Annotated in this window: 22 protein-coding genes; 15 read left to right on the top strand and 7 right to left on the bottom strand. The window is 58.2% G+C overall.

Annotated elements, in window-relative coordinates; genetic code table 11:
* The first annotated feature begins 72 nt into the window (after positions 1 to 72).
* Positions 73 to 603 (top strand): prolyl-tRNA synthetase associated domain-containing protein, encoded by a 531-nt coding sequence (locus I9187_RS18440; RefSeq protein WP_171180851.1) that lies wholly within the window; start codon positions 73 to 75, stop codon positions 601 to 603.
* A gap of 51 nt (positions 604 to 654) precedes the next feature.
* Here the strand turns inward: I9187_RS18440 and I9187_RS18435 are convergent, their stop codons facing one another.
* Positions 655 to 1,398, bottom strand: coding sequence for an aspartate/glutamate racemase family protein (locus I9187_RS18435; protein WP_171180850.1), 744 nt, complete (start codon positions 1,396 to 1,398; stop codon positions 655 to 657).
* A gap of 72 nt (positions 1,399 to 1,470) precedes the next feature.
* Positions 1,471 to 2,052 (bottom strand): NAD(P)H-dependent oxidoreductase, encoded by a 582-nt coding sequence (locus I9187_RS18430; protein ID WP_171180848.1) that lies wholly within the window; start codon positions 2,050 to 2,052, stop codon positions 1,471 to 1,473.
* A 119-nt stretch (positions 2,053 to 2,171) separates the two neighbouring features.
* On the opposite strand from I9187_RS18430, the gene I9187_RS18425 reads away from it, so the two are divergent.
* From I9187_RS18425 to I9187_RS18415, 3 genes are all read left to right on the top strand, one after another.
* Positions 2,172 to 3,050, top strand: a complete 879-nt coding sequence (locus I9187_RS18425) for a LysR family transcriptional regulator (RefSeq protein WP_171180846.1) — start codon at positions 2,172 to 2,174, stop codon at positions 3,048 to 3,050.
* Positions 3,047 to 3,961, top strand: a complete 915-nt coding sequence (locus I9187_RS18420) for a DMT family transporter (RefSeq protein ID WP_171180844.1) — start codon at positions 3,047 to 3,049, stop codon at positions 3,959 to 3,961. Before I9187_RS18425 ends, I9187_RS18420 begins: the two co-directional genes overlap by 4 nt.
* 124 nt (positions 3,962 to 4,085) lie before the next feature.
* The gene (locus I9187_RS18415; RefSeq protein WP_171180842.1) at positions 4,086 to 4,499 is read left to right on the top strand and encodes a universal stress protein; all 414 of its coding nucleotides are present in this window, start codon (positions 4,086 to 4,088) and stop codon (positions 4,497 to 4,499) included.
* On the opposite strand, the gene I9187_RS18410 is transcribed toward I9187_RS18415, so the two are convergent.
* Positions 4,496 to 4,831: a metalloregulator ArsR/SmtB family transcription factor gene (locus tag I9187_RS18410; protein WP_171180839.1), complete on the bottom strand. Its 336-nt coding sequence runs from the start codon at positions 4,829 to 4,831 to the stop codon at positions 4,496 to 4,498. The two genes, I9187_RS18415 and I9187_RS18410, sit on opposite strands and share 4 nt — an antisense overlap.
* Before the next feature lie 612 nt (positions 4,832 to 5,443).
* Between I9187_RS18410 and I9187_RS18405 the strand changes: the two genes are divergently transcribed.
* The 6 genes from I9187_RS18405 to I9187_RS18380 all read left to right on the top strand — a co-directional run bounded on the left by I9187_RS18405 (position 5,444) and on the right by I9187_RS18380 (position 9,046).
* The gene (locus I9187_RS18405) at positions 5,444 to 5,776 is read left to right on the top strand and encodes an AtpZ/AtpI family protein (protein WP_209940289.1); all 333 of its coding nucleotides are present in this window, start codon (positions 5,444 to 5,446) and stop codon (positions 5,774 to 5,776) included.
* Positions 5,777 to 5,778: 2 nt separating this feature from the next.
* The gene (locus I9187_RS18400) at positions 5,779 to 6,537 is read left to right on the top strand and encodes a F0F1 ATP synthase subunit A (protein ID WP_171180836.1); all 759 of its coding nucleotides are present in this window, start codon (positions 5,779 to 5,781) and stop codon (positions 6,535 to 6,537) included.
* Positions 6,538 to 6,586: 49 nt separating this feature from the next.
* Positions 6,587 to 6,811 (top strand): F0F1 ATP synthase subunit C, encoded by a 225-nt coding sequence (locus I9187_RS18395; RefSeq protein WP_005981269.1) that lies wholly within the window; start codon positions 6,587 to 6,589, stop codon positions 6,809 to 6,811.
* Positions 6,812 to 6,897: 86 nt separating this feature from the next.
* The gene (locus I9187_RS18390) at positions 6,898 to 7,449 is read left to right on the top strand and encodes a F0F1 ATP synthase subunit B' (protein ID WP_171096175.1); all 552 of its coding nucleotides are present in this window, start codon (positions 6,898 to 6,900) and stop codon (positions 7,447 to 7,449) included.
* Between the two features lie 5 nt (positions 7,450 to 7,454).
* Entirely contained in the window at positions 7,455 to 8,015 is a 561-nt protein-coding gene (locus I9187_RS18385) for a F0F1 ATP synthase subunit B (RefSeq protein WP_171096173.1), read from the top strand.
* A gap of 176 nt (positions 8,016 to 8,191) precedes the next feature.
* A complete protein-coding gene (locus I9187_RS18380; protein ID WP_171236179.1) occupies positions 8,192 to 9,046 on the top strand; it encodes a hypothetical protein in 855 nt (284 codons plus the stop codon).
* A gap of 40 nt (positions 9,047 to 9,086) precedes the next feature.
* Here the strand turns inward: I9187_RS18380 and I9187_RS18375 are convergent, their stop codons facing one another.
* The gene (locus I9187_RS18375; RefSeq protein ID WP_171180832.1) at positions 9,087 to 9,857 is read right to left on the bottom strand and encodes an FCD domain-containing protein; all 771 of its coding nucleotides are present in this window, start codon (positions 9,855 to 9,857) and stop codon (positions 9,087 to 9,089) included.
* Between the two features lie 149 nt (positions 9,858 to 10,006).
* On the opposite strand from I9187_RS18375, the gene I9187_RS18370 reads away from it, so the two are divergent.
* The 5 genes from I9187_RS18370 (at position 10,007) to I9187_RS18350 (ending at position 16,214) form a co-directional block, all read left to right on the top strand.
* Positions 10,007 to 11,200 (top strand): PLP-dependent aminotransferase family protein, encoded by a 1,194-nt coding sequence (locus I9187_RS18370; protein WP_209940288.1) that lies wholly within the window; start codon positions 10,007 to 10,009, stop codon positions 11,198 to 11,200.
* A 44-nt stretch (positions 11,201 to 11,244) separates the two neighbouring features.
* On the top strand, positions 11,245 to 11,652 hold the full coding sequence (locus I9187_RS18365; protein ID WP_171180829.1) for a hypothetical protein: 408 nt from the start codon (positions 11,245 to 11,247) through the stop codon (positions 11,650 to 11,652).
* A gap of 140 nt (positions 11,653 to 11,792) precedes the next feature.
* Positions 11,793 to 15,248, top strand: a complete 3,456-nt coding sequence (locus I9187_RS18360; protein WP_171238796.1) for an AAA family ATPase — start codon at positions 11,793 to 11,795, stop codon at positions 15,246 to 15,248.
* A 53-nt stretch (positions 15,249 to 15,301) separates the two neighbouring features.
* On the top strand, positions 15,302 to 15,652 hold the full coding sequence (locus I9187_RS18355; RefSeq protein ID WP_171721888.1) for a hypothetical protein: 351 nt from the start codon (positions 15,302 to 15,304) through the stop codon (positions 15,650 to 15,652).
* A 223-nt stretch (positions 15,653 to 15,875) separates the two neighbouring features.
* Positions 15,876 to 16,214, top strand: a complete 339-nt coding sequence (locus I9187_RS18350; protein ID WP_171180982.1) for an acyl-CoA thioesterase — start codon at positions 15,876 to 15,878, stop codon at positions 16,212 to 16,214.
* 15 nt (positions 16,215 to 16,229) lie between these two features.
* On the opposite strand, the gene I9187_RS18345 is transcribed toward I9187_RS18350, so the two are convergent.
* The 3 genes from I9187_RS18345 to I9187_RS18335 are packed head-to-tail and all read right to left on the bottom strand — an operon-like array spanning position 16,230 to position 19,287.
* Complete coding sequence (locus tag I9187_RS18345; RefSeq protein ID WP_171180981.1) at positions 16,230 to 17,393, bottom strand: lytic murein transglycosylase; 1,164 nt, start codon at positions 17,391 to 17,393, stop codon at positions 16,230 to 16,232.
* 11 nt (positions 17,394 to 17,404) lie between these two features.
* Entirely contained in the window at positions 17,405 to 18,325 is a 921-nt protein-coding gene (cbiB, locus tag I9187_RS18340; protein ID WP_171180822.1) for an adenosylcobinamide-phosphate synthase CbiB, read from the bottom strand.
* Positions 18,322 to 19,287 carry a threonine-phosphate decarboxylase gene (locus tag I9187_RS18335; protein ID WP_171238797.1) on the bottom strand — a complete coding sequence of 322 codons (966 nt, stop codon included), beginning with the start codon at positions 19,285 to 19,287 and terminating at the stop codon, positions 18,322 to 18,324. The genes cbiB and I9187_RS18335 overlap by 4 nt, the downstream gene beginning before the upstream one ends.
* Positions 19,288 to 19,415: the final 128 nt, after the last annotated feature.

Genomic DNA, 19,415 nt, shown 5'->3' with positions numbered 1-19,415 from the left:
GCTTCTGGGCCACTGATTGCAGGCGGGGTCGTTCTATGGCACTGCCCTTGAAACTTTCGCAAGGAGGCCGGGATGGACGCTTCATCCGCTTTTCAGGACACATTACCTTTGAGCTCTGATGCGTTGCTGGCGCAGCTAAATGACTGGGGGCTGGCCTATCGTCTGCACACGCATGTCCCGTTGCGCACGGTCGAAGACTCGAAGGCGGTCGAAGATCAGTTCATGGTTCCCGGTGAAAACGCATTAAGGGTCAAAAACCTGTATTTGCGCGACAAGAAAAAACGCAATTATTTGGTAACGCTCGAGCAGAACCGGGCAATCGACCTCAAAGCACTGGGTGCGGAGCTGGGTGTCGGTAACCTGTCTTTCGGCTCGGCAGACCGGTTGTTGCAAAACCTTGGCATACGTCCCGGCGCGGTTAGCCCGTTGGCGATGATCAACGGCGTTCAGAATGAGGTGCGGTTCTTCATGGACGCTGCGGCCCGGCAGACCGATGTGGTTTACATGCACCCATTGGTTAATGATCGCACTGTTGCGATGTCCCGCGCCGATTTGATGGATTTCTTTGATCGCGTCGGGTGCGAGGTAACCTGGTTGCCGTGATCACACGCGACTACAGACGCTGAAAGTATGCTTGAACCTAAGAAGAGCACTTCAAGTGCCGGTTAGCGCTTCCTTGAGGGCGGCGGTGACATGCGCGGCAGATGGATTGACGAACAGGTGCCCGTCAGCCTCGAACACGGGATCGTCCAGATGGGCCGGAAAGGCCAATGGCAACTCGGTACATGCCAGCAAGATCGCGGTGCCAGGACTTGCGTGCTTGTTACAGAAGTCAAGCAATCGTGCCCGAGCGTTATCAGACGCACCGCCATAGAAGTCGCTGTCGATCATGGCTTGCATTTCAAAGATTTCGGACTCGGGCAGGCGACTATTTGCCGTGATGCCTTCGGCGGCCAAACGTTCAGCATAGTTGGTGGCCTGCATCGTTACAGTCGTTCCAAGCACCAAAGCCTTGGGTGCCCCGGTCCGCGCCGTGGTTTCGGCGGTTGCGTCGAAAATACTGAGGATCGGCATGGATACGCCCCGACGGATCGCGTGAAGCCGTGCATGGGGTGTGTTGGACGCAATAATGCCGAAATCGCAGTCCGCGCGTTCCAAGGTCAGCAGGGCTTCGCGGAACACTGAGTCAAAATCCGCCCAGCTGGCCTCATCCCCAGCGACACCGCGCAGGGCTCGCGTTCTGGCTTGAGTGACAGATTCGATGGTCATCGGGGGGATCGGTAAAGGTGAGCCATGGCCGCGTTCCGCGAAGTGACGCCCGGCCCCTTCGGCTATGGCGCGGTAGTAGTCAACGGTCGAGGCCCAGCCCACCCCGCCGAGAATGCCGATTTTCTTCATGGGTTTCGTCCAGCCTGCCAATCCCAACACATTGGCAGGCTGAAGGTTTAAAAGGTCATTGACCAGAGCAGATCAAGCCGCGAGGTCTGAAACTGCCTTATGCGCACTTTCCAGCGCCGCTTCGGGATTCACGGCCATCTGATCCGCTGCGATGACGTCCACGTCATGAATGCCGATAAAGCCCAGCACATGGCGGGCGTAGTTGGTGGCGAAGTCCGCCTCGGAGCCGACGGGCACACCACCCGACGCGATGGCCAGAATGGCGCGCTTTCCTTCCAACAAGCCTTTTGGGCCGTTTTCAGTGTAGGCAAAGGTCAGGCCTGCGCGGGCAACCAGGTCAATCCATGCCTTGAAGGCGGCCGGAACCGAAAAATTGTAAATCGGCAAACCAATTACGATGGTGTCGGCGTCCTGCAATTCGGCCACCAGCTCATCGGACAGGGCCAGCCGATCCCGCTGTACATCGTCGCGCTGGTCCGCAGGGGTGAAGTTCGCGGCGATCCAGTCTTCGGTCAAAAGGGGCAGAGGGGTTGCCAGATCGCGACGGATGATGCGTTCCGCGTCCAGTTGCTTGACCACACGGTCGGACAGATCGCGGGTCGTCGAGTCAACGCGGCGTGCAGAGGAATCGATATGAAGGATTGTTTTTGGCATTGTTCAGGTCCTTTGGGTCAGGGAAATCTTGTACTGTCCCCAATATGATTATTGCGTTGGTGAACAAAACTCGGATACATCAACAGTTATTGTTGGAAATTGCACAGTGACGCATTGCCATGGATAATTGGGACGAAGTGAGAACCGCCTATCAGGTGGCGCGCATGGGGACAGTCAGCGGCGCAGCCGAGGTTCTTGGGGTTCACCACGCCACCGTGATCCGCCACATTGATGCGATCGAGGCGCGGCTGGGTGTAAAACTGTTCCAGCGTCACGCACGCGGATACACGCCGACCGAGGCAGGCGACGATCTGTTGCGCGTCGCACAGGCCACCGAGGATCAGTTCAACCAGCTAGTTGGCCGCATGAAGGGTCGGGGCGACGACGTTTCAGGTGAATTGGTGGTGACATCGCTTGGTTCACTTGCACCCTTGGTGGTGCCCACACTCACCGCGTTTCAAAAGATGCATCCGGATCTCATCGTGCGCTACTTGACCGGCGACCGGCTTTTCCGTCTGGAATACGGCGAGGCGCATGTGGCGATCCGCGCAGGGTCAGCCCCGGATCAGCCGGACAACGTTGTGCAGCCATTCCGACAGGAAGAAGTCGGCCTGTATGCCAGCACAGCGTATATCGAACGGTTTGGCACGCCGTCGGGTATAGAGGATTTCGGGAAACACCATTTCGTCAGTTCTGACGACGAAAGCAGTCGCGCGCCTTTTACCCGATGGCTGCGCGCAACAGTTCCGGCAGATCGCATCACTTTCCGCTGTACCAATAATTTCTGTATGCGCGAGGCTGTCATGGCCGGGGCGGGCATAGGTTTCATGGCGCGCTGGGAAGCGGCCCGCCACGACAATCTGGTCGAGGTGATGGATCCGCTTCCAGAATGGTTCGGAAACCTGTGGCTTGTGACCCACGTGGATTTACACCGCACCACCAAGGTACAGGCCTTCCTGAGTTATCTGAAAGAAGAAGCCAAAGGCTGGAAACCATGAGCCCTCAGGCGCGTGGCCATCTGGCCATGCTGACCTTTTCGGCGCTTGTTGCGGGCAGTTTTTCGTTGGGATCCATGATCGCCAACGAAATTGCGCCGTCCGCCTTGAACGCGGTGCGATTTGCGATTGCGGCTGTAGTGATTGGTATTGCGGCACTGGCCACAACAGGCCTGCCGCGCAGCGCTGTACAGGCGCCTTGGCGCTACCTTGTGTTGGGTGGGCTGTTTTCGACCTATTTCGTGCTGATGTTCTATGGGCTACAAACCGCCCCGCCGGTCAGCGCCGCTGCGGTGTTCACCCTGACGCCCGTTGTTACAGCCCTTGCGGGTTGGGTTTTATTGCGTCAGATCACCACCCCGCGCATGGCATTGGCTTTGACCATTGGTGCGGTGGGCGCGCTTTGGGTAATCTTTCGAGCCGACTGGCAAATGTTCCGCGCCTTCGAAATCGGACGTGGTGAGATCATCTACTTTTGGGGTTGTGTATCTCACGCAATCTATACACCCATGATCCGCAAACTGAATCGCGGAGAGCCCGCAGTAGTGTTCACTTTCTGGACACAAGTTGCCGGGTGCTTGTTGCTGATCGTGTTCGGGTGGTCCGACCTGATGACGACCAACTGGGCGGCTCTTCCGGCCATCGTCTGGATCGGACTGATCTATATTTCGCTCTTCGCGACGGCGGCCAGTTTTGTGCTGGTGCAGTTTTCATCGCTCCGACTGCCCTCGGCCAAGGTGATGGCTTACACCTATCTGGTGCCCAGTTGGGTGATCTTGTGGGAGATAGCGCTGGGAAAGGCTGTGCCCACCGGTTTGATTTTGGGTGGCGTTGCGCTGACCGTCATTGCGTTGTTGATGCTGCTTAAGGAAGAAACGCCGCCTGCGGTGCCCGCGGGAACGGCCGCTGATTAACCGGAGCTTTGCTTGCAGACGCCTCGGCTCTTTGATGTATTCCAAAGGTAGAATTTGTTGAGCCAGATCAAAGCCCGTGAAAAACCTCTTCAATACACTTTAAAGCACGTGAGAGGAGGAAGTTATGTTCAACCACATCATGCTGCCGATCGATCGGCATCTACCGCCCGAGGTTCGCAAAGCTGCCGATATTGCCGCGCAGGTGGCGAAATGGCAGGGGGCCAAAATCACTTTGGTCAGTGTTACCGGCGCCCATTTGGGGGAATCCACGGAAACCGAAGCTGAGATCGACAAGGAACTGGCCGCTTTTACGGAAAAACTGGCCGCCGAGGGCGGGGCCGAGGTTGCCGTGCGCAAGATACACTCGGTTGACGTTGCCGCCGAAGTGGACAGCGACCTGACCCGTGCTGCGGAAGAGATCGGCGCCGACCTGATCATTGTGGGGACCCATGCCCCCCGGATCACCGACTATATCTTCTCAAGCCACGCCGGTTATCTTGCAAAACACGCCAGCATGTCAGTCTTTGTCGTGCGCTAGGCTTCGTCTGGTGTCGGAAGCTCTACTTCCAGAAATCGTTCGAACGCGTCCAGATTGACGGGTTCGAATTGTCCGAAACCCTGCATCCAAACCGATGCGGCGCGCAGGGCGTCGGGTTCCAGCTTGCACCATTTCACCCGCCCACGCTTTTCCTGGGAAATCAATCCGGCTTTGGTCAGGATGACCAGGTGCTTTGAAATCGCGGCCAATGACATCTCGAAGGGTTCGGCCACATCCGTAACGGCCATATCGTCCTCAAGCAGCATTGCCAGGATGGCGCGGCGGGTTGGGTCGGCAAGGGCCGCGAAAACAGTGTCGAGCGTGTCGGTCATTGCCCTGTCATAACCGTTTGGAGCAAGGGCGAAAAGGGCGTTACAGCATTGGGTGTTGATAGCTGTCGCTGGGAAAACGCACGCTCATCCCCCGGCTGTCGGGCTTTTACGCGGCCAACCCCGGTGTTGATCTGCGCTTGGAAGCTTTACGTGCGCTGGCGGATGGGGACGGATCTGTCGCTGACGGCGGCACTGAGTGGGTTGGGCGTTTATCTTGGACCCGAGTAATGCGTGCTGACCGATCTGCAGGCGGGTCGTTTGATCCGGTGCCTTCCCATCGGATTCCGTGAGGGAAGTTTCCGGCTGGTTTCGGGGTCAGCTACGGTGCACGGCAGAACGGTACAGGCGTTCCGAACGTGGTTGCTGGATCAAAGCGCAAAACTGCGCGGCCAAGCTGTGTTGCAGGAATAATCAACTCGTTGGTTGAATATGCGGATTCAGCACATTTCAAGCTTCTTCCAGTTTCAGGGTACTCTTTCACAATGATCTGCATCTAATAAAAGTGTTATTTAACAGGTATTTAACCTGCGTCATTTCGGTCTCACGACAGCGTTGACTCTGGGCCATTCGCGCCTTAGCACCATGCCTCAAGACAGCGCGAGGAAACCGTCCGTGACCGAAGACGACCAAAAGCAGCGTATGGCGCAGCTGGAGGCTAAGATCGAAGCGGCGAAAAAGGCTAAGGAACCGGCCCCCCGTGCAGACAGTGACATATCCGGTGGCGAACTTGCCTGGAGGATGGTCATCGAAATGGTATCCGGTCTGGGGATCGGATTTGGCATCGGATACGGGCTGGACAGCCTGCTCGGGACTATCCCGACTTTTCTGGTGCTGTTTACATTGCTGGGCCTTGTCGCGGGCGTGAAGGTTATGCTCCGCAGCGCGAAAGAGGTTCAAGAGAAACAAATGGCGGCGACGGCTGCCGAGAAGGATAAGAGGGACTGAACGTGGCAACTGAGACCACCGCAGCAGAAGGCAGCAGCCTGGTTTTCCACCCGATGGATCAGTTCATCGTGAAACCGTTGTTCGGCGACGGTGCGGTCGGCATGTTCACTGTGACCAACGTGACCCTGTGGCTGTTCTTTGCCATCCTGGCGGTTGTCGCATTGCTGGTTCTGCCCACGTCCAAACGCGCGATTGTGCCGACGCGGATGCAGTCTGTCGCAGAGCTGACCTATGGCTTCGTATACAAGATGCTGGAAGACATCTGCGGCAAGGAAGGCGTTAAGTTCTTCCCCTATGTCATGACCCTTTTCATGTTCATCGTCTGCGCGAACTTCCTGGGCCTGATCCCGACGTCGTTCACCACCACATCTCATTTCGCCGTCACCATCCCGCTGGCGCTGGCCGTGTTCCTGACTGTGACCATCCTGGGCTTCGTAAAGAACGGCGCCGCGTTTCTGGGTCTGTTCTGGGTGTCCAGCGCACCGCTGGCGTTGCGTCCGATCCTGGCAATCATCGAGCTGATCTCGTACTTCGTGCGCCCTGTCAGCCACTCTATTCGTCTTGCCGGTAACGTCATGGCAGGCCACGCGGTTATCAAGGTTTTTGCGGGCTTTGCCGCAGTTGCCGTGATCTCGCCTGTGTCCGTTCTGGCGATCACCGCAATGTACGGTCTTGAGGTCCTCGTGGCCTTCATCCAGGCCTACGTATTCACCATTCTGACCTGTGTTTATCTGAAAGATGCGCTGCATCCTTCGCACTAAAGGTCCGATACCCAAACATCGAAACTTCCAATTCGTAAGGAGACACATCATGGAAGGCGATCTCGCACACATCGGCGCAGGCCTGGCAGCAATCGGTTCCGGCGCAGCCGCAATCGGGGTGGGCAACGTTGCAGGCAACTTCCTGGCCGGCGCCCTGCGCAACCCTTCGGCGGCTGCTTCGCAGACCGCAACCCTCTTCATCGGTATCGCATTCGCAGAAGCGCTGGGCATCTTCGCATTCCTGGTCTCGCTGCTGCTGATGTTCGCCGTCTGATCTGCGGAACCTGATCCTTACGCGCAGGTGGGTCCAAGCCATAGCGGCCCACCTGTTGTAAAGACAACGTTCCGACGGAGGACATCATGGCGACTGAACCCATTACGAAAGAAGTAGCTGGCTCGTGCGTTGACTCCTATGGCTCTGCCATTGGCATGCCGCAGCTCTGCTTCGATTGGTTCCCCAACCAGATTTTCTGGCTGGTCATTACGCTGGTCGTCATCTTTCTGGTCCTGTCCCGCGTGGCTCTGCCCCGCATCGCGGCAATCCTGGCTGAACGTCAGGGGACCATTACCAACGACCTGGCTGCGGCCGAAGATCTGAAGGCCAAGGCGGTCGAGGCTGAAGAGGCCTACAACAAAGCGCTGGCCGATGCCCGTTCTGAGGCACAGCGTATCGCAGCGGAAGCCCGCGCCGAAATTCAGGCTGGTCTGGATGACGCGATTGCAAAGGCGGACGCGGAAATCGCTGCAAAAGCGGCTGAATCGGAAAAGGCAATTGCTGAAATCCGTGCCGGTGCGCTGGAAAGCATTCAAGTGGTTGCCAAGGACACGGCGGCTGAACTGGTCACAGCGCTGGGCGGCGAAGCGGATGCGGATGCCATTGCCGGTGCCGTAGATGCGCAGACGAAAGGATAAGTGACATGCGGAACACTCTTGCCCTTATCCTGACATTTGGTGCGGCCAGCCCGGCCTTTGCGGCCAAAGGCCCGTTCTTCTCGCTTGGCAACACAGACTTTGTCGTCCTTCTGGGCTTTATCGTCTTCATTGCGGTCCTGTTCTACTTCAAGGTCCCCGGCATGATCGGTGGGGCGCTGGACAACCGTGCCGAAGGCATCAAGTCCGAACTGGACGAAGCACGCGCTCTGCATGAAGAAGCACGTAGCTTGCTGGCTTCTTACGAGCGCAAGCAGCGTGAAGTTCAGGGACAGGCTGATGCGATCGTTGCAGCGGCCAAGGAAGACGCGGCTCTGGCAGCGGAACAGGCGAAGGTTGACCTTGAAAAGTCGATTGAACGCCGTCTGGCTGCAGCTCAGGATCAGATTGCTTCGGCTGAAGCGTCTGCTGTGAAAGAAGTGCGTGATCAAGCCGTTTCGGTCGCAGTGGCTGCGGCGGGTTCGGTTCTGGCCAAGCAAATGACTGCTGCACAGGCCAACAAATTGATCGATGCGTCGATTGCAGACGTTGGCACCAAACTGCACTGACGGTTGACCTGACAGAAAAATGAAACAGTTGACCCGAGAGCGTTTCGCTTTCGGGTCTTTTGTTTTGTGGTGAGTTCTGCTTGTTTTGAAGGACACTCCGAATCCTGCCGACCGTTGGGGAACTGGTAGACAGGAAAGCTCCGCAGCAAGCGTGAAAAAACAGGGAAAGACAGGACGTGTCGGGCGACGCAGTTTCGATGAATATTTTAGGCGTGGTCAGAAATGGCGGCTCAGCGCTGATTGACACGATCAACAGGATTGAAAGCCTGTCTGTTCAACTGCACCGCTACTCGGTCACCATTGCGACCAACGACAACACGGACGATACGGACCGGGTATTGTCCGAATACGCGGATCGGAATCAGCGTGTCGAAATTCTTCAACTGGATGGTTTGATTTCTAAACAACCTGACCGGATTGAGCGTATCACTATGGCCAGAAATGCTGTTCTCAAAAGGCTGGAAGAGAAAGACAGCGACCTGGATCTGACTCTGGTTCTGGACTTGGATGGTCCAAATGTCTGTCTTGATGTTCAGGCGGTTCTGACAGCTGCGCAGAGGGTTGTCCCTTTGTGGGAGGGTGTCTTTGCCAATTCCAAACCTGCATATTACGACATCTACGCCTTGCGCTGCCCCGGCTGGTGTGACGAAGACGTCTGGCAACGCATTCAAAACACGCGCAGACCGCTGTTTGGACGTCTAAAGTGGCGCAAGGCTTTGCTGAAGTCGGCGGTTTTTGACCGGCAGTTCCATATTCCAGCCGAAACGCCGCTGATCCCGGTCGACAGTGCCTTTGGTGGTGCTGGGTTGTACAAAACCCGAGCCTTGAGAGGTTTGCGGTATTCTTGTCGGGACGAGAAAGGTCATCAGGTGTGCGAACATGTGATGCTGCATAAACAGTTACGCGACCGTGGTGCCAGGTTGTTCATCGATCCGGCTTTGACAACACTGGCCCCCGATCATCATTTGGGAGAAAGCAGCGGAAAACCTTTACCGCAACATCTGATCCCCGTTGCAACCGGGGCCGCGTAATTCAGCTATTTGTCGTTCGGCCGTCTACTAGGGGTAGCGTTCACTCCCGCCCGGCCTCGTGTTGCAATCTCTGCTGCGCAATGGCTTCGTTCTGGTCGGACTTTCTTTGATCCGCCATGCAACGCTCCACAAAATCCAGATGCTGTTCGATCGCGGTGCGAGCAGCCGAAGGATTTCGCGTTTGTAACGCTTCGTTTATGGCCCGGTGCTGGTCCAAAATCGCCTCGCGCGTGGCCCGCTGTTGGAACATCGTCTGACGGTTATAAAACACGCCTTGTACCAACAGATCGTACATCGAACGCATCATGTGAAGCATGATGACATTGTGGCTGGCTTCGATGATGGCCATGTGGAATTCGGCATCCAATCGCGCCTCATCATCCGCTGCGTTCCGGTCATGGGCCGCCTGCATCTTGTCAAAGACCGCCTGAACCACTTTCAGGTCGCTGTCAGAGCCTTGCCGTGCGGCCCTTTCAGCTGCCAACCCTTCCATGTCGCGGCGAAAGGACAGATAGTCAAAGACCGCTTCGTCATGGCTGCCAAACAATCGGATCAGGGCCGGAGCAAAAGCCGATCCGAGAACATCGGCCACATATATACCGGACCCGGCTTTGGCGGTCAGCAATCCCTGCGCCTGAAGCTCGGAAATCGCATCGCGCAGGGACGGGCGTGACACGCCCATCCGCTCGGCCAGATCGCGTTCCGGGGGCAAACGCTCGCCGGGGCGCAGGATGCCACGCAAGATCAAAAGCTCGATCTGGCGAACAACAGCAAGCGAGAGTTTTTCGGTTTCGACTTTGTGAAAGGGCATCAGAGTTCCTGATTTGGTCAAGTCATTTGACCACGAGCGCATGACGCGTTCAAGGATGCCCGTTCAAATCGCTTGAAATAAAAGGTCAGCATTATTGACTTTAAAATAGACCGCCGTAGGCTGCCCGGAATTGAGATCGGAGGAGCCTCATGTCCCAAAACACATTGTTTGCCACCCGGGCTTCCCGGATGAAGGCATCAGAAATCCGAGAGCTGTTGAAACTGCTCGACCAACCAGGGATCATTTCGTTTGCGGGCGGCATTCCGGATCCAGCGTTGTTCCCAGCCAACGCGTTTGCGCAGGCGTTTCAAGCGGCGCTGGGACCAGAGACACAAGCCCAGGCACTGCAATATTCGGTCAGCGAAGGTTATGTCCCGCTGCGCGAATGGCTGGGGCAGCATATGCGCGAGATTGGAGTGACGTGTGACATCGACAACATCCTGATCACGTCAGGGTCGCAGCAGGCGCTGGACTACCTGGGCAAGTTGTTTCTGTCCCCCGGTGACACGGCCCTGGTTGGATGGCCCACCTATCTGGGCGCGCTTGCTGCGTTCAATGCGTATGAACCCCGGTTTGATCGGTTGAACGGCAACAGCGGGGCCGCGGAATACAAGGCAGCAGCCGGGGATGGGGCGGTGAAATTCGCTTACCTGTCGGCAGATTTTGCCAACCCAACCGGCGAAACTCTGGATCTGCAAGGCAGGGAGGTTTTGTTGGATCTGGCAGAAGAGTTGGATTGCGCCATAATCGAAGACGGGGCCTATCAGGCGTTGCGCTATGACGGGGATCCGATCCCACCGATCCTGTCTTTGGAGCTGGCTCGGAAAGGGTCTATCGAAAACTGTAGGACAATCTATTGCGGCAGTTTCTCAAAAACCCTGTCGCCGGGGCTGCGCATGGGCTGGGTCGTGGCGCCCAAGCCGATCATATCTCAGTTGGTTTTGTTGAAGCAGGCGGCGGACCTGCATTCGGCGACCATAAACCAAATGGCCGTTCATGACGTGGCGCAAGCGTGTTTTGACAGCCATATTCCCCAAGTGCGTGTGGTTTATCAAACCCGTCGCGATGTGATGCTGGACGCGTTGGAACAGCATATGCCCGAGGGGGTTGAGTGGACCCGGCCCGAGGGCGGTATGTTCATTTGGGTCACGCTGCCTGCTGAGGCTAGTGGGTCTGAATTGCTGGCGCGTGCGTTGGACACGGTGAAAGTGGCCTTTGTGCCGGGACAGGCATTCTACCCGGATGGCAGCGGCGCCAATACCATTCGACTTAGCTTTTCAAATTCTGATGAGGCATCAATCCGCGAGGGTATTCGCCGGTTGGGAGAAGTTCTCCGGACCTGAGGCGCGGAAAGGTTCTGTTAACCAAAATCCTGCAACTCTGCGGCATGATCCGGTGTCTTGCCCCTCTGCTGTTGGCTGCCTGCGCGGCCGGAACCCCTCATTTTCGTGACGTGCCTGCCACGCGCGTGGCGGTGAATGGCAGCGTATTCGACGTGCGCGTGCGCGGTGAGCTGGCCGAAGCGGTTCGGGTCAACGCGCAATACGCACCCCGGCTGGGTCCGGTCCGAGACCGGGCTGCCCTTGCGATGGCTCAGGTTTCGGGTTGTCCGATTCTGGATGTGCTGGGCGATGCGGCGGTAACGGTTGGTGTTTTGGGCTGCGATCGAGACGCTGGCGAGCGGTTGCTGCTGACCGCTGTTTCTACGCCCAATTATGAATGCATCGACTATGGCATCTACGAAAACGTTGGGGATGACTACGGCTATCAGGTCTTTGAGTGCACACCATATTGATATACGCGTATTTTCGGGTATTCCGGCAAGATATTGTGGATAACTCAAAATGATATCCCATATCCTGCGCAACTCCGTTGACTCGGACCCTATCCCTTGCGCAGACTTTCAACTCATAGGAATCACGGGACACGCTGCCATTGCGTTTCAGCAAGCTCAAACTGACCGGCTTCAAAAGCTTTGTTGATCCGACCGATCTGATCATCGCGGACGGGTTGACAGGTGTGGTGGGGCCAAATGGCTGCGGCAAGTCCAACCTTCTGGAAGCTTTGCGATGGGTGATGGGCGAGAATCGCCCCAAATCCATGCGTGGCGGTGCGATGGAGGATGTGATTTTTGCCGGTGCAGCCACGCGGCCCGCGCGCAATTTTGCCGAGGTTGTCCTGACCATGGACAACTCGGAACGCCTCGCGCCATCCGGGTTCAACGACAGCGATCAGTTGGAGATCGTGCGGCGCATCACCCGCGATGTTGGCAGCGCTTACAAAACCAACGGCAAGGATGTGCGCGCGCGCGATGTACAGATGCTGTTCGCCGATGCCTCGACCGGGGCGCATTCGCCTGCGCTGGTCGGGCAGAACCGCATCGCCGAATTGATCAACGCCAAACCCCGCGCGCGCCGCCGCATTCTGGAAGAAGCTGCTGGGATCTCGGGTCTGTATCAGCGTCGTCACGAAGCCGAATTGAAGCTGAAGGGCACCGAGGCGAACCTGACCCGCGTCGATGACGTTCTGGAGCAGCTTGGTGGGCAATTGGCTCAACTGGCGCGCCAGGCCCGCCAAGCTGCACGATACCGCGAGATTGGCGAGCAACTGCGTCAGGCCGAAGGGATGCTGCTCTATCGGCGCTGGAAAGAGGCCGATATGGCCCGCCAGCAGGCTGAAGATAAGCTGCGTGAACGTATCGCCGAAGCCTCTCGTGCCGAAGCTGAGGCGCGCGCCGCTGCTGCAAAACGGGCTGAAATCGAGGAAACTTTGCCGCCTTTGCGGGAAGAAGAGGCCATTGCTGCGGCTGTCTTGCAACGCCAGCAGGTGCAGCGCGATCAGCTTGCGGATCAGGAAACCCGCGCGCGGCAAACCATTGAGACACTGACCAACCGTATCCAGCAGCTTGGCAATGATATTGAACGAGAAACCGGTCTGAACCGCGACGCGGGCCAGATGATCGAGCGCCTGGAATGGGAAGCGCGCGAGCTGGCGAAAGCAGCCGAGGGTCATGACGAGAAAGTGGCCGAAGCGGCAGAAATCGCACGCGAAGCAGCCTCGATTCTGCAGGACCGTGAAGACCACCTGTCGCAACAGACCGAAGATATGGCTCGCCTTGTTGCACGGCATCAATCGGCACAGCGATTGGTAGAAGACAGTCGCAAGACATTGGCCCGGTCTGAGGGCGAAGAGGAAAAGGCACGACAGGCTGTGGATGAGGCCAAGACAGCCCTGACCCGCGCCAGCGAAGCGTTCGAAGCAGCCCTTGAGGGCGAAGAGGAAGCCCGAGAAGCAGCGGAAGCCGCAGAAGAGGCTCTGGCTGCTGCAGATGAGCTGCGCAACGAAACGCAAGCCCGCGAGGCCGAAGCGCGCGCACAGCGTTCTGAGGCCGAAGGTGAGCTTGGTGCGATCCGGGCCGAAACCACGGCGCTGGCCAAGCTGGTGGAACGCGACACCGCTGAAGGTGGTCAAGTGCTGGATTTGTTGCGCGTCGAGCCGGGCTTTGAAAAGGCTCTGGGCGCCGCGTTGGCCGATGATCTGCGCGCGCCGCTGGTCGACGGCGATGGCCCCTCTGGCTGGGTGCAGGTGGCGGGCTATGACGGGGATCAGCCTTTGCCGGATGGGGTTGAACCGCTGGCGCTGCACGTCTCCGGCCCGGATCGTCTCAGCCGTCGGATTGCGCAGATCGGTGTTATAGATGCTGATCAAGGCGCACGCTTGCAGGCGTCTTTGAAACCGGGGCAGCGGCTTGTATCCCGCTCAGGCGACCTGTGGCGTTGGGATGGGTTCCGGGCGTGGGCCGAGGATGCCCCAAGCGCGGCAGCGCTACGGTTAGAGCAGCTCAACAAGCTGGAAGCGTTGAAACAGGAACTTGCCCGCACCGAGGCGCAGGCAGAAGGTGCGCGCGCCGCGCATGAGGCGCTGTCGCGGCAATTGGCGGATGTGACTGAGGCCGACCGCCGTGCGCGAGAAGCCCGCCGTGCTGCGGATCAGCGCATGGCCGAAACTGCGCGCTTGCTCAGCCGCGCCGAAGCGGATCGTAATCTGGCGCAGGGCAAGCTGGAGACTTTGACCCTTGCCGTAGATCGCCACAAGGAAGACGCTATGGCGGCCCGCGCGCAACTGCGCGAAGCCGAGGGCGCATTGAATGGCTTGGGCGATCTCGACAGTGCACGTGCCGAGGTCGAAGACATCAAACAAACTGTCGAGGCGGCGCGGATCACGATGCTGACCCACCGTTCGACCCATGATGAGCTGCGTCGTGAGGGGGACGCACGCACCCGCCGCTCGCAAGAGGTCACTAAGGATCTCAGCGGGTGGCGGCACCGATTGGAAACCGCTGAAAAGCGGATTTCGGAATTGGCTGAGCGCAAGGAAAGTTCGGAAGAGGAACTGACCGAGGCCATGGCCGCACCGGCAGAAATCGCCGAAGCGCGGGAAGAGCTGAACGAATTGATCGAAGCTGCCGAAGCGCGCCGGGCAGAGGCTGCGGACAAGCTGGCCGAGGCTGAGGCCCAGCAGCGTGAGGTTGTTCTGGCAGAACGTGAAGCGGAACGCCTGGCGTCGGAAGCGCGCGAAAGCCGCGCGGCGGCTGAGGCGCGCTGTGATGCGGCAAAGGAAAGTGTGGTCGCTGCGGCAGAACGGATCGCTGAGGATCAACAACTGACCCCGAACCAGTTGCTGAACCAGTTGGATGTGAACCCCGACCAGATGCCTGCGGCGGATGTTCTGGAATCTGAGGTGAACCGCCACAAGCGTCAACGCGACGCCATGGGTGCGGTGAACCTGCGGGCGGAAGAAGACAGCAAAGAAGTTCAGGAAGAGTTCGACACGCTCAGCAGCGAAAAGGCCGATTTGGAAGAGGCGATCAAGGCCCTGCGCAGCGGTATCGCAAGCCTCAACCGCGAAGGGCGCGAACGTCTGCTGACCGCGTTTGAACAGGTGAACTCGAACTTCGCGATGCTTTTCAAGCACCTGTTTGGGGGTGGCGAGGCCAACTTGGTCATGGTTGAAAGCGACGATCCGCTCGATGCGGGGCTTGAGATCATGTGCCAGCCGCCGGGCAAGAAACTGTCGACCCTCAGCCTGTTGTCGGGCGGGGAACAAACCCTTACTGCGACCGCGCTGATTTTTGGTGTCTTCCTCGCCAATCCCGCACCGATCTGTGTGTTGGACGAGGTCGACGCGCCGCTGGACGACGCCAACGTCACGCGCTTTTGCGACTTGCTGGACGAGATGTGCCGCCAAACCGACACACGCTTTCTGATCATCACCCACCACGCAGTGACAATGGCACGGATGGACCGATTGTTCGGCGTCACGATGCAGGAACAAGGCGTGAGCCAGCTGGTCTCGGTTGATCTGAAAAAGGCCGAACAGATGGTCGCGTGACCGTTCACTGCAAGTTTACAACGTTTGCGTTCGGATCGCGCTAGCTTGGGCGCATGACACGATTTCTGATCCCCGCCCTGTTCGTAGCAAGCTTTGCTTATGCTGCAGACTGGCCTTTAAAGTCCGGGGACACTCCTCTGACATCAGCAGAGCTTGACGCTTTGGCAGGCCAAACGATCACCTTCTACGATGATGGTCAGGCCAAATTCTCGGCTGGTGGGGCTTATTCCTATACCTATGCCAGCGGAGACTCGGCTTTCGGCACCTATTCCATCTCCGAGGACGGCAGCGTTTGTATCGCCTATCGAAACGGATTCAGCCGGTGTGATCTTTATGTACGAAGCGGTGAACGGCTGATTCTGATTGATCAGAAAGGAGATCGCTATCCCGTCCGGTCTGATTAAAGCTTTTCGAAATTGAGGCGCTCGACCTGAGCGCAAAGCTGGTGCTCTCTTCATTTTGGTAGGAAACCTTGCCAGACTGAACGGAGGACCATGCCAGTCTATGGCTTAGGAAGGGATTGAACCTGTGGCAGAAGACACCGACGACCGGCTCGCTTTAGGAAAGCAACGCGGCTCACATGGTCGTCAGCAGGACGAAGGTGTTCTGGTCATTCGAACGATTGCAATGCCCGCGGATACCAACCCGGCTGGTGATATTTTTGGCGGGTGGCTGATGTCACAAATGGATCTGGCGGCGGGTAATATGGCGGCGCGTGTGGCGCAAGGACGCGCCGCGACCGTTTCCGTTGAGGCCATGCAATTCTTGCAACCGGTCAAAGTTGGGGACGAAGTGACACTGTATGCGGCGCTGACGCATGTCGGGCGCACATCCATTCGTGTTCACGTGGATGTCTGGGCACGCCCGAGGCAATCGCAGAATGGAAAAAAGGTTACGGAAGCCGAGTTCGTATTCGTCGCTTTGGACGACAACGGTGCGCCGCGCCCTGTGTTCGACGACAGTTAAACGCGGCGTGCCAAGTCAAAGCCGGTTCAGCAAGTCGACCGTTGGCCAGGCATCTGCAGGCAGGCCCAAGCGGGCCTGTTCAGCCTGCACCGCGGCACGTGTGCCGGCCCCAAGAATCCCGTCGATCTTGCCCACGTCATACCCTTTGGCTTGCAGTTTGGTTTGCAATTGCTTCATTTGCGCGCCATTCAAACCTTGCGCCGGGTTGCCCGCATCATAGATTTGTGCCCCTTCCAGTCGTGTACCAAAATAAGCCGCGGTCAGAACGTAGACAAAGCTCTGATTCCATTCGAAATAGACGTCGAAATTCGGGTAGGCCAAAAAGGCCGGACCATTGCGCCCTTGCGGCAGGATCAGCGAGGCAGGCAAGTTGGCCAACGACCCGCTGCGCGCCTGCACGCCCATGGCTTGCCAGTCGGCCACCGAACGCGGTTTGCCGGGGCCGGACAGGGACCAGTCCATCTGTGCGGGCACCGTGACCTCTTGCAGCCAAGGCTCGCCTGCGCGCCAGCCCAGATGCGACAGCATTTTGCCCCCGGACATCAGCGCATCAGCGGCAGAGGTTTTCAGGCGGACATGCCCGTCGCCATCACCGTCGACGCCGTTTTCCAAAATGTCGCGCGGCAGCATCTGGACCATTCCAATCTCTCCGGCCCATGCGCCTGTTGTTCGGGCCGGGTCGAAATCGCCGTTCTGATACAGTTCGATGGCGGCGAAGATTTGTGGGCGGAAGAGTTCTGGCCGGCGACAATCATGCGCCAAAGTCACCAGCGCGTTGCGGGTGTTGAAGTCGCCCTGGAATGACCCATAGTCGGTCTCGAACGCCCAGAATGCCAGCAGCACGCCGCGAGAGATGCCGTATTCACGCTCGATCCGATCAAAGACCGCATCATATTTGCGCGACATGGCCTGCCCGCGCTCTATCCGGTTGGCTGAAATCAGACGGCGCGAAAACTCGATGAACGGTTTCTGAAACACCCCTTGCGCCCTGTCGGCCCTGAGTACGGCATTGTCTTGCTGCACCCCTTTGAAAAACGCGTTCACGGTGGATTTGTCAAAGCCTTGTTGTACCGCTTCGGTCTTCAGCCCTTTGACAAAGGAATTGAACCCACCCCCACATTGGGCAAAGGCAGGAGAGGCAAACAACGCGGCTGCAATCAGCCCAGAGAGTAAACGCATGAAGAGACCCGTCAGAAAATCAGATTGACCCCAACCCACACCGACACGAGCCCAAGCGCAAGCCCCCAAACGCTCCACAACATGTGACATGCGCGGAAAACCTCCGCCGCCCCGATCTCGCGCGGCGCGTCGCCATTGACCCAGGCCAGGTCCCGCAGCTTTCCATCATAGCTGCGTGGCCCTGCCAGGGCGACGTTCAGCGCGCGAGCCATCGCGGCCTCGGGCCAGCCTGCATTGGGCGAGATATGGCGGCGCGCATCCCCCACAATTTCGCGCCAGCGCGACCGCTGCCCCGAGAGCGCCACGATCAGCACACAGGTCAGGCGGGCAGGGATCAGGTTTAGCAGGTCATCGAACCGGGCCGAGGCCCATCCAAACTCGCTGTACTTTTCATTGCGATAACCGATCATGCTGTCGGCGGTATTCACGGCCTTGTAAATCAGTAACCCCGGCAACCCTGCGACAAGAAACCAGAAAGCAGGCGCAATGACCCCGTCGCTGAGGTTTTCCGCCGCGCTTTCGATGGCCGAACGCGCCACCTGCGCCTCGGTCATGTCCCGCGTATCGCGTGAGACGATCATGGCCACCTGTGCCCGCCCCTCGTCCACTGAGGTCAGCAGACCGTCGCCCACTGCTCGCACATGTTCAACCAGCGATTTCTGTGCCAGCAGGATCGTGCAAAGCAGGATCTCGGCCACAGGCCCCAGCATGGACATTGCCCATCCAAGTCCACATGCACCGCCGACCAGTACGGCAAGCACGCCCGCACCTTTCAATCGTCGTGATGCCCCGTGGTTTAAGCGATTATCCAGCCAGGCAATCAAATTTCCGATCATCACTGCCGGGTGTTTGACGCGCGACCATAGCCAGTCGGGCTCTCCCAGCGCTGCGTCCAGACACATGGCACAGACCAGCATCAGGCCAAGGCTCACAGCGCGGCCTCCAGCCGATCCCACCCGTTTGCAGGCGGCAGCCCGAGGCGCAGGTAGGTGGTCGAATAAGGAAAGATGCGGCTCCAGATATGGGTCTTAGCAAGCCGATCCCGCCATTTCTCGGCATCATCAACCTGATAAAGACGGAACAGGCTTGTGCCGCCAACGACCTCGGCACCTTTGGTTGTCAGCAGCGTATCCAGTCGAGATGCCTCATCTGCCAGCCGCGCACGCATAGAGTCCGCCCAGCCGGTGTCTGACAGGGCCTGAGTTCCGACCCGCAGGGCAGGGCCTGACACCGACCAGGGGCCAGTCAGAGCATTCAGCTGGCCAATCACATCTGGCCGCCCGATCGCAAAACCAAGTCGCATTCCGGCCAATCCCCAGAACTTGCCAAAGCTCTTCAACACGATCACGCCGGGGCGGTCTGCCAGATGGATCAGAGAGGCGTCGGGCGTGACGTCGCAAAAGCTTTCATCAATTACGGTCAGCGGGGCAGAGACATCGCTTTCCAGCCAGATACGCCCGTCGGGATTGTTCGGGTGCACGATCACTCGGGCGTCTCCGGGCGTGTTTGCCTGAACACTCCACCCCTGAGATGTAAAGGCGGCCGCGTGTTCGTTATAGGTGGGTGGCGTGATTTGAACCGTGCCGGATTTAGCCAGGGCTGGGATTCGGGCGATAATGGCTGATGCCCCGGGTGCGGGAAGGATCGCTGCCCCATCCGGCACGTTCCAGAACCGGCGCGCGGCATTGCTAAGTCGTTCAAAAGCACCATGATCCGGCAGCTCAGTCCAATCCCCTGCGGTCAGTCCTGTAATCTCATAGGGATGTGGGTTGATGCCGGTCGACAGATCAATCCAGTCGCCACGTTGACCGCCATATCTGATGATCGCTCTGTCCAGCCCGCCGCCGTGGTCGCGCACCGCGCGTGGGTCCAGACCGTGATCCAATGTGCTCATCTGCTCTCTCTGCGGGAAATGACCGGTTTTGGCGCGTTTCAAGCGGATTTTCGCCTCTTTTACAAGCAAATCCGCTAGATCACGGAGCTGTGGGGGCGCTGTTAACACTTTGTTAAGGAAATAACGAG

The sequence above is a fragment of the Ruegeria sp. HKCCE4148 genome (assembly GCF_017872495.1).
Classification (GTDB): Bacteria; Pseudomonadota; Alphaproteobacteria; order Rhodobacterales; family Rhodobacteraceae; genus Ruegeria.
The sequence above is the reverse complement of the archived record's forward strand: the minus strand, read 5'-3'. Positions and strand labels throughout refer to the sequence as shown.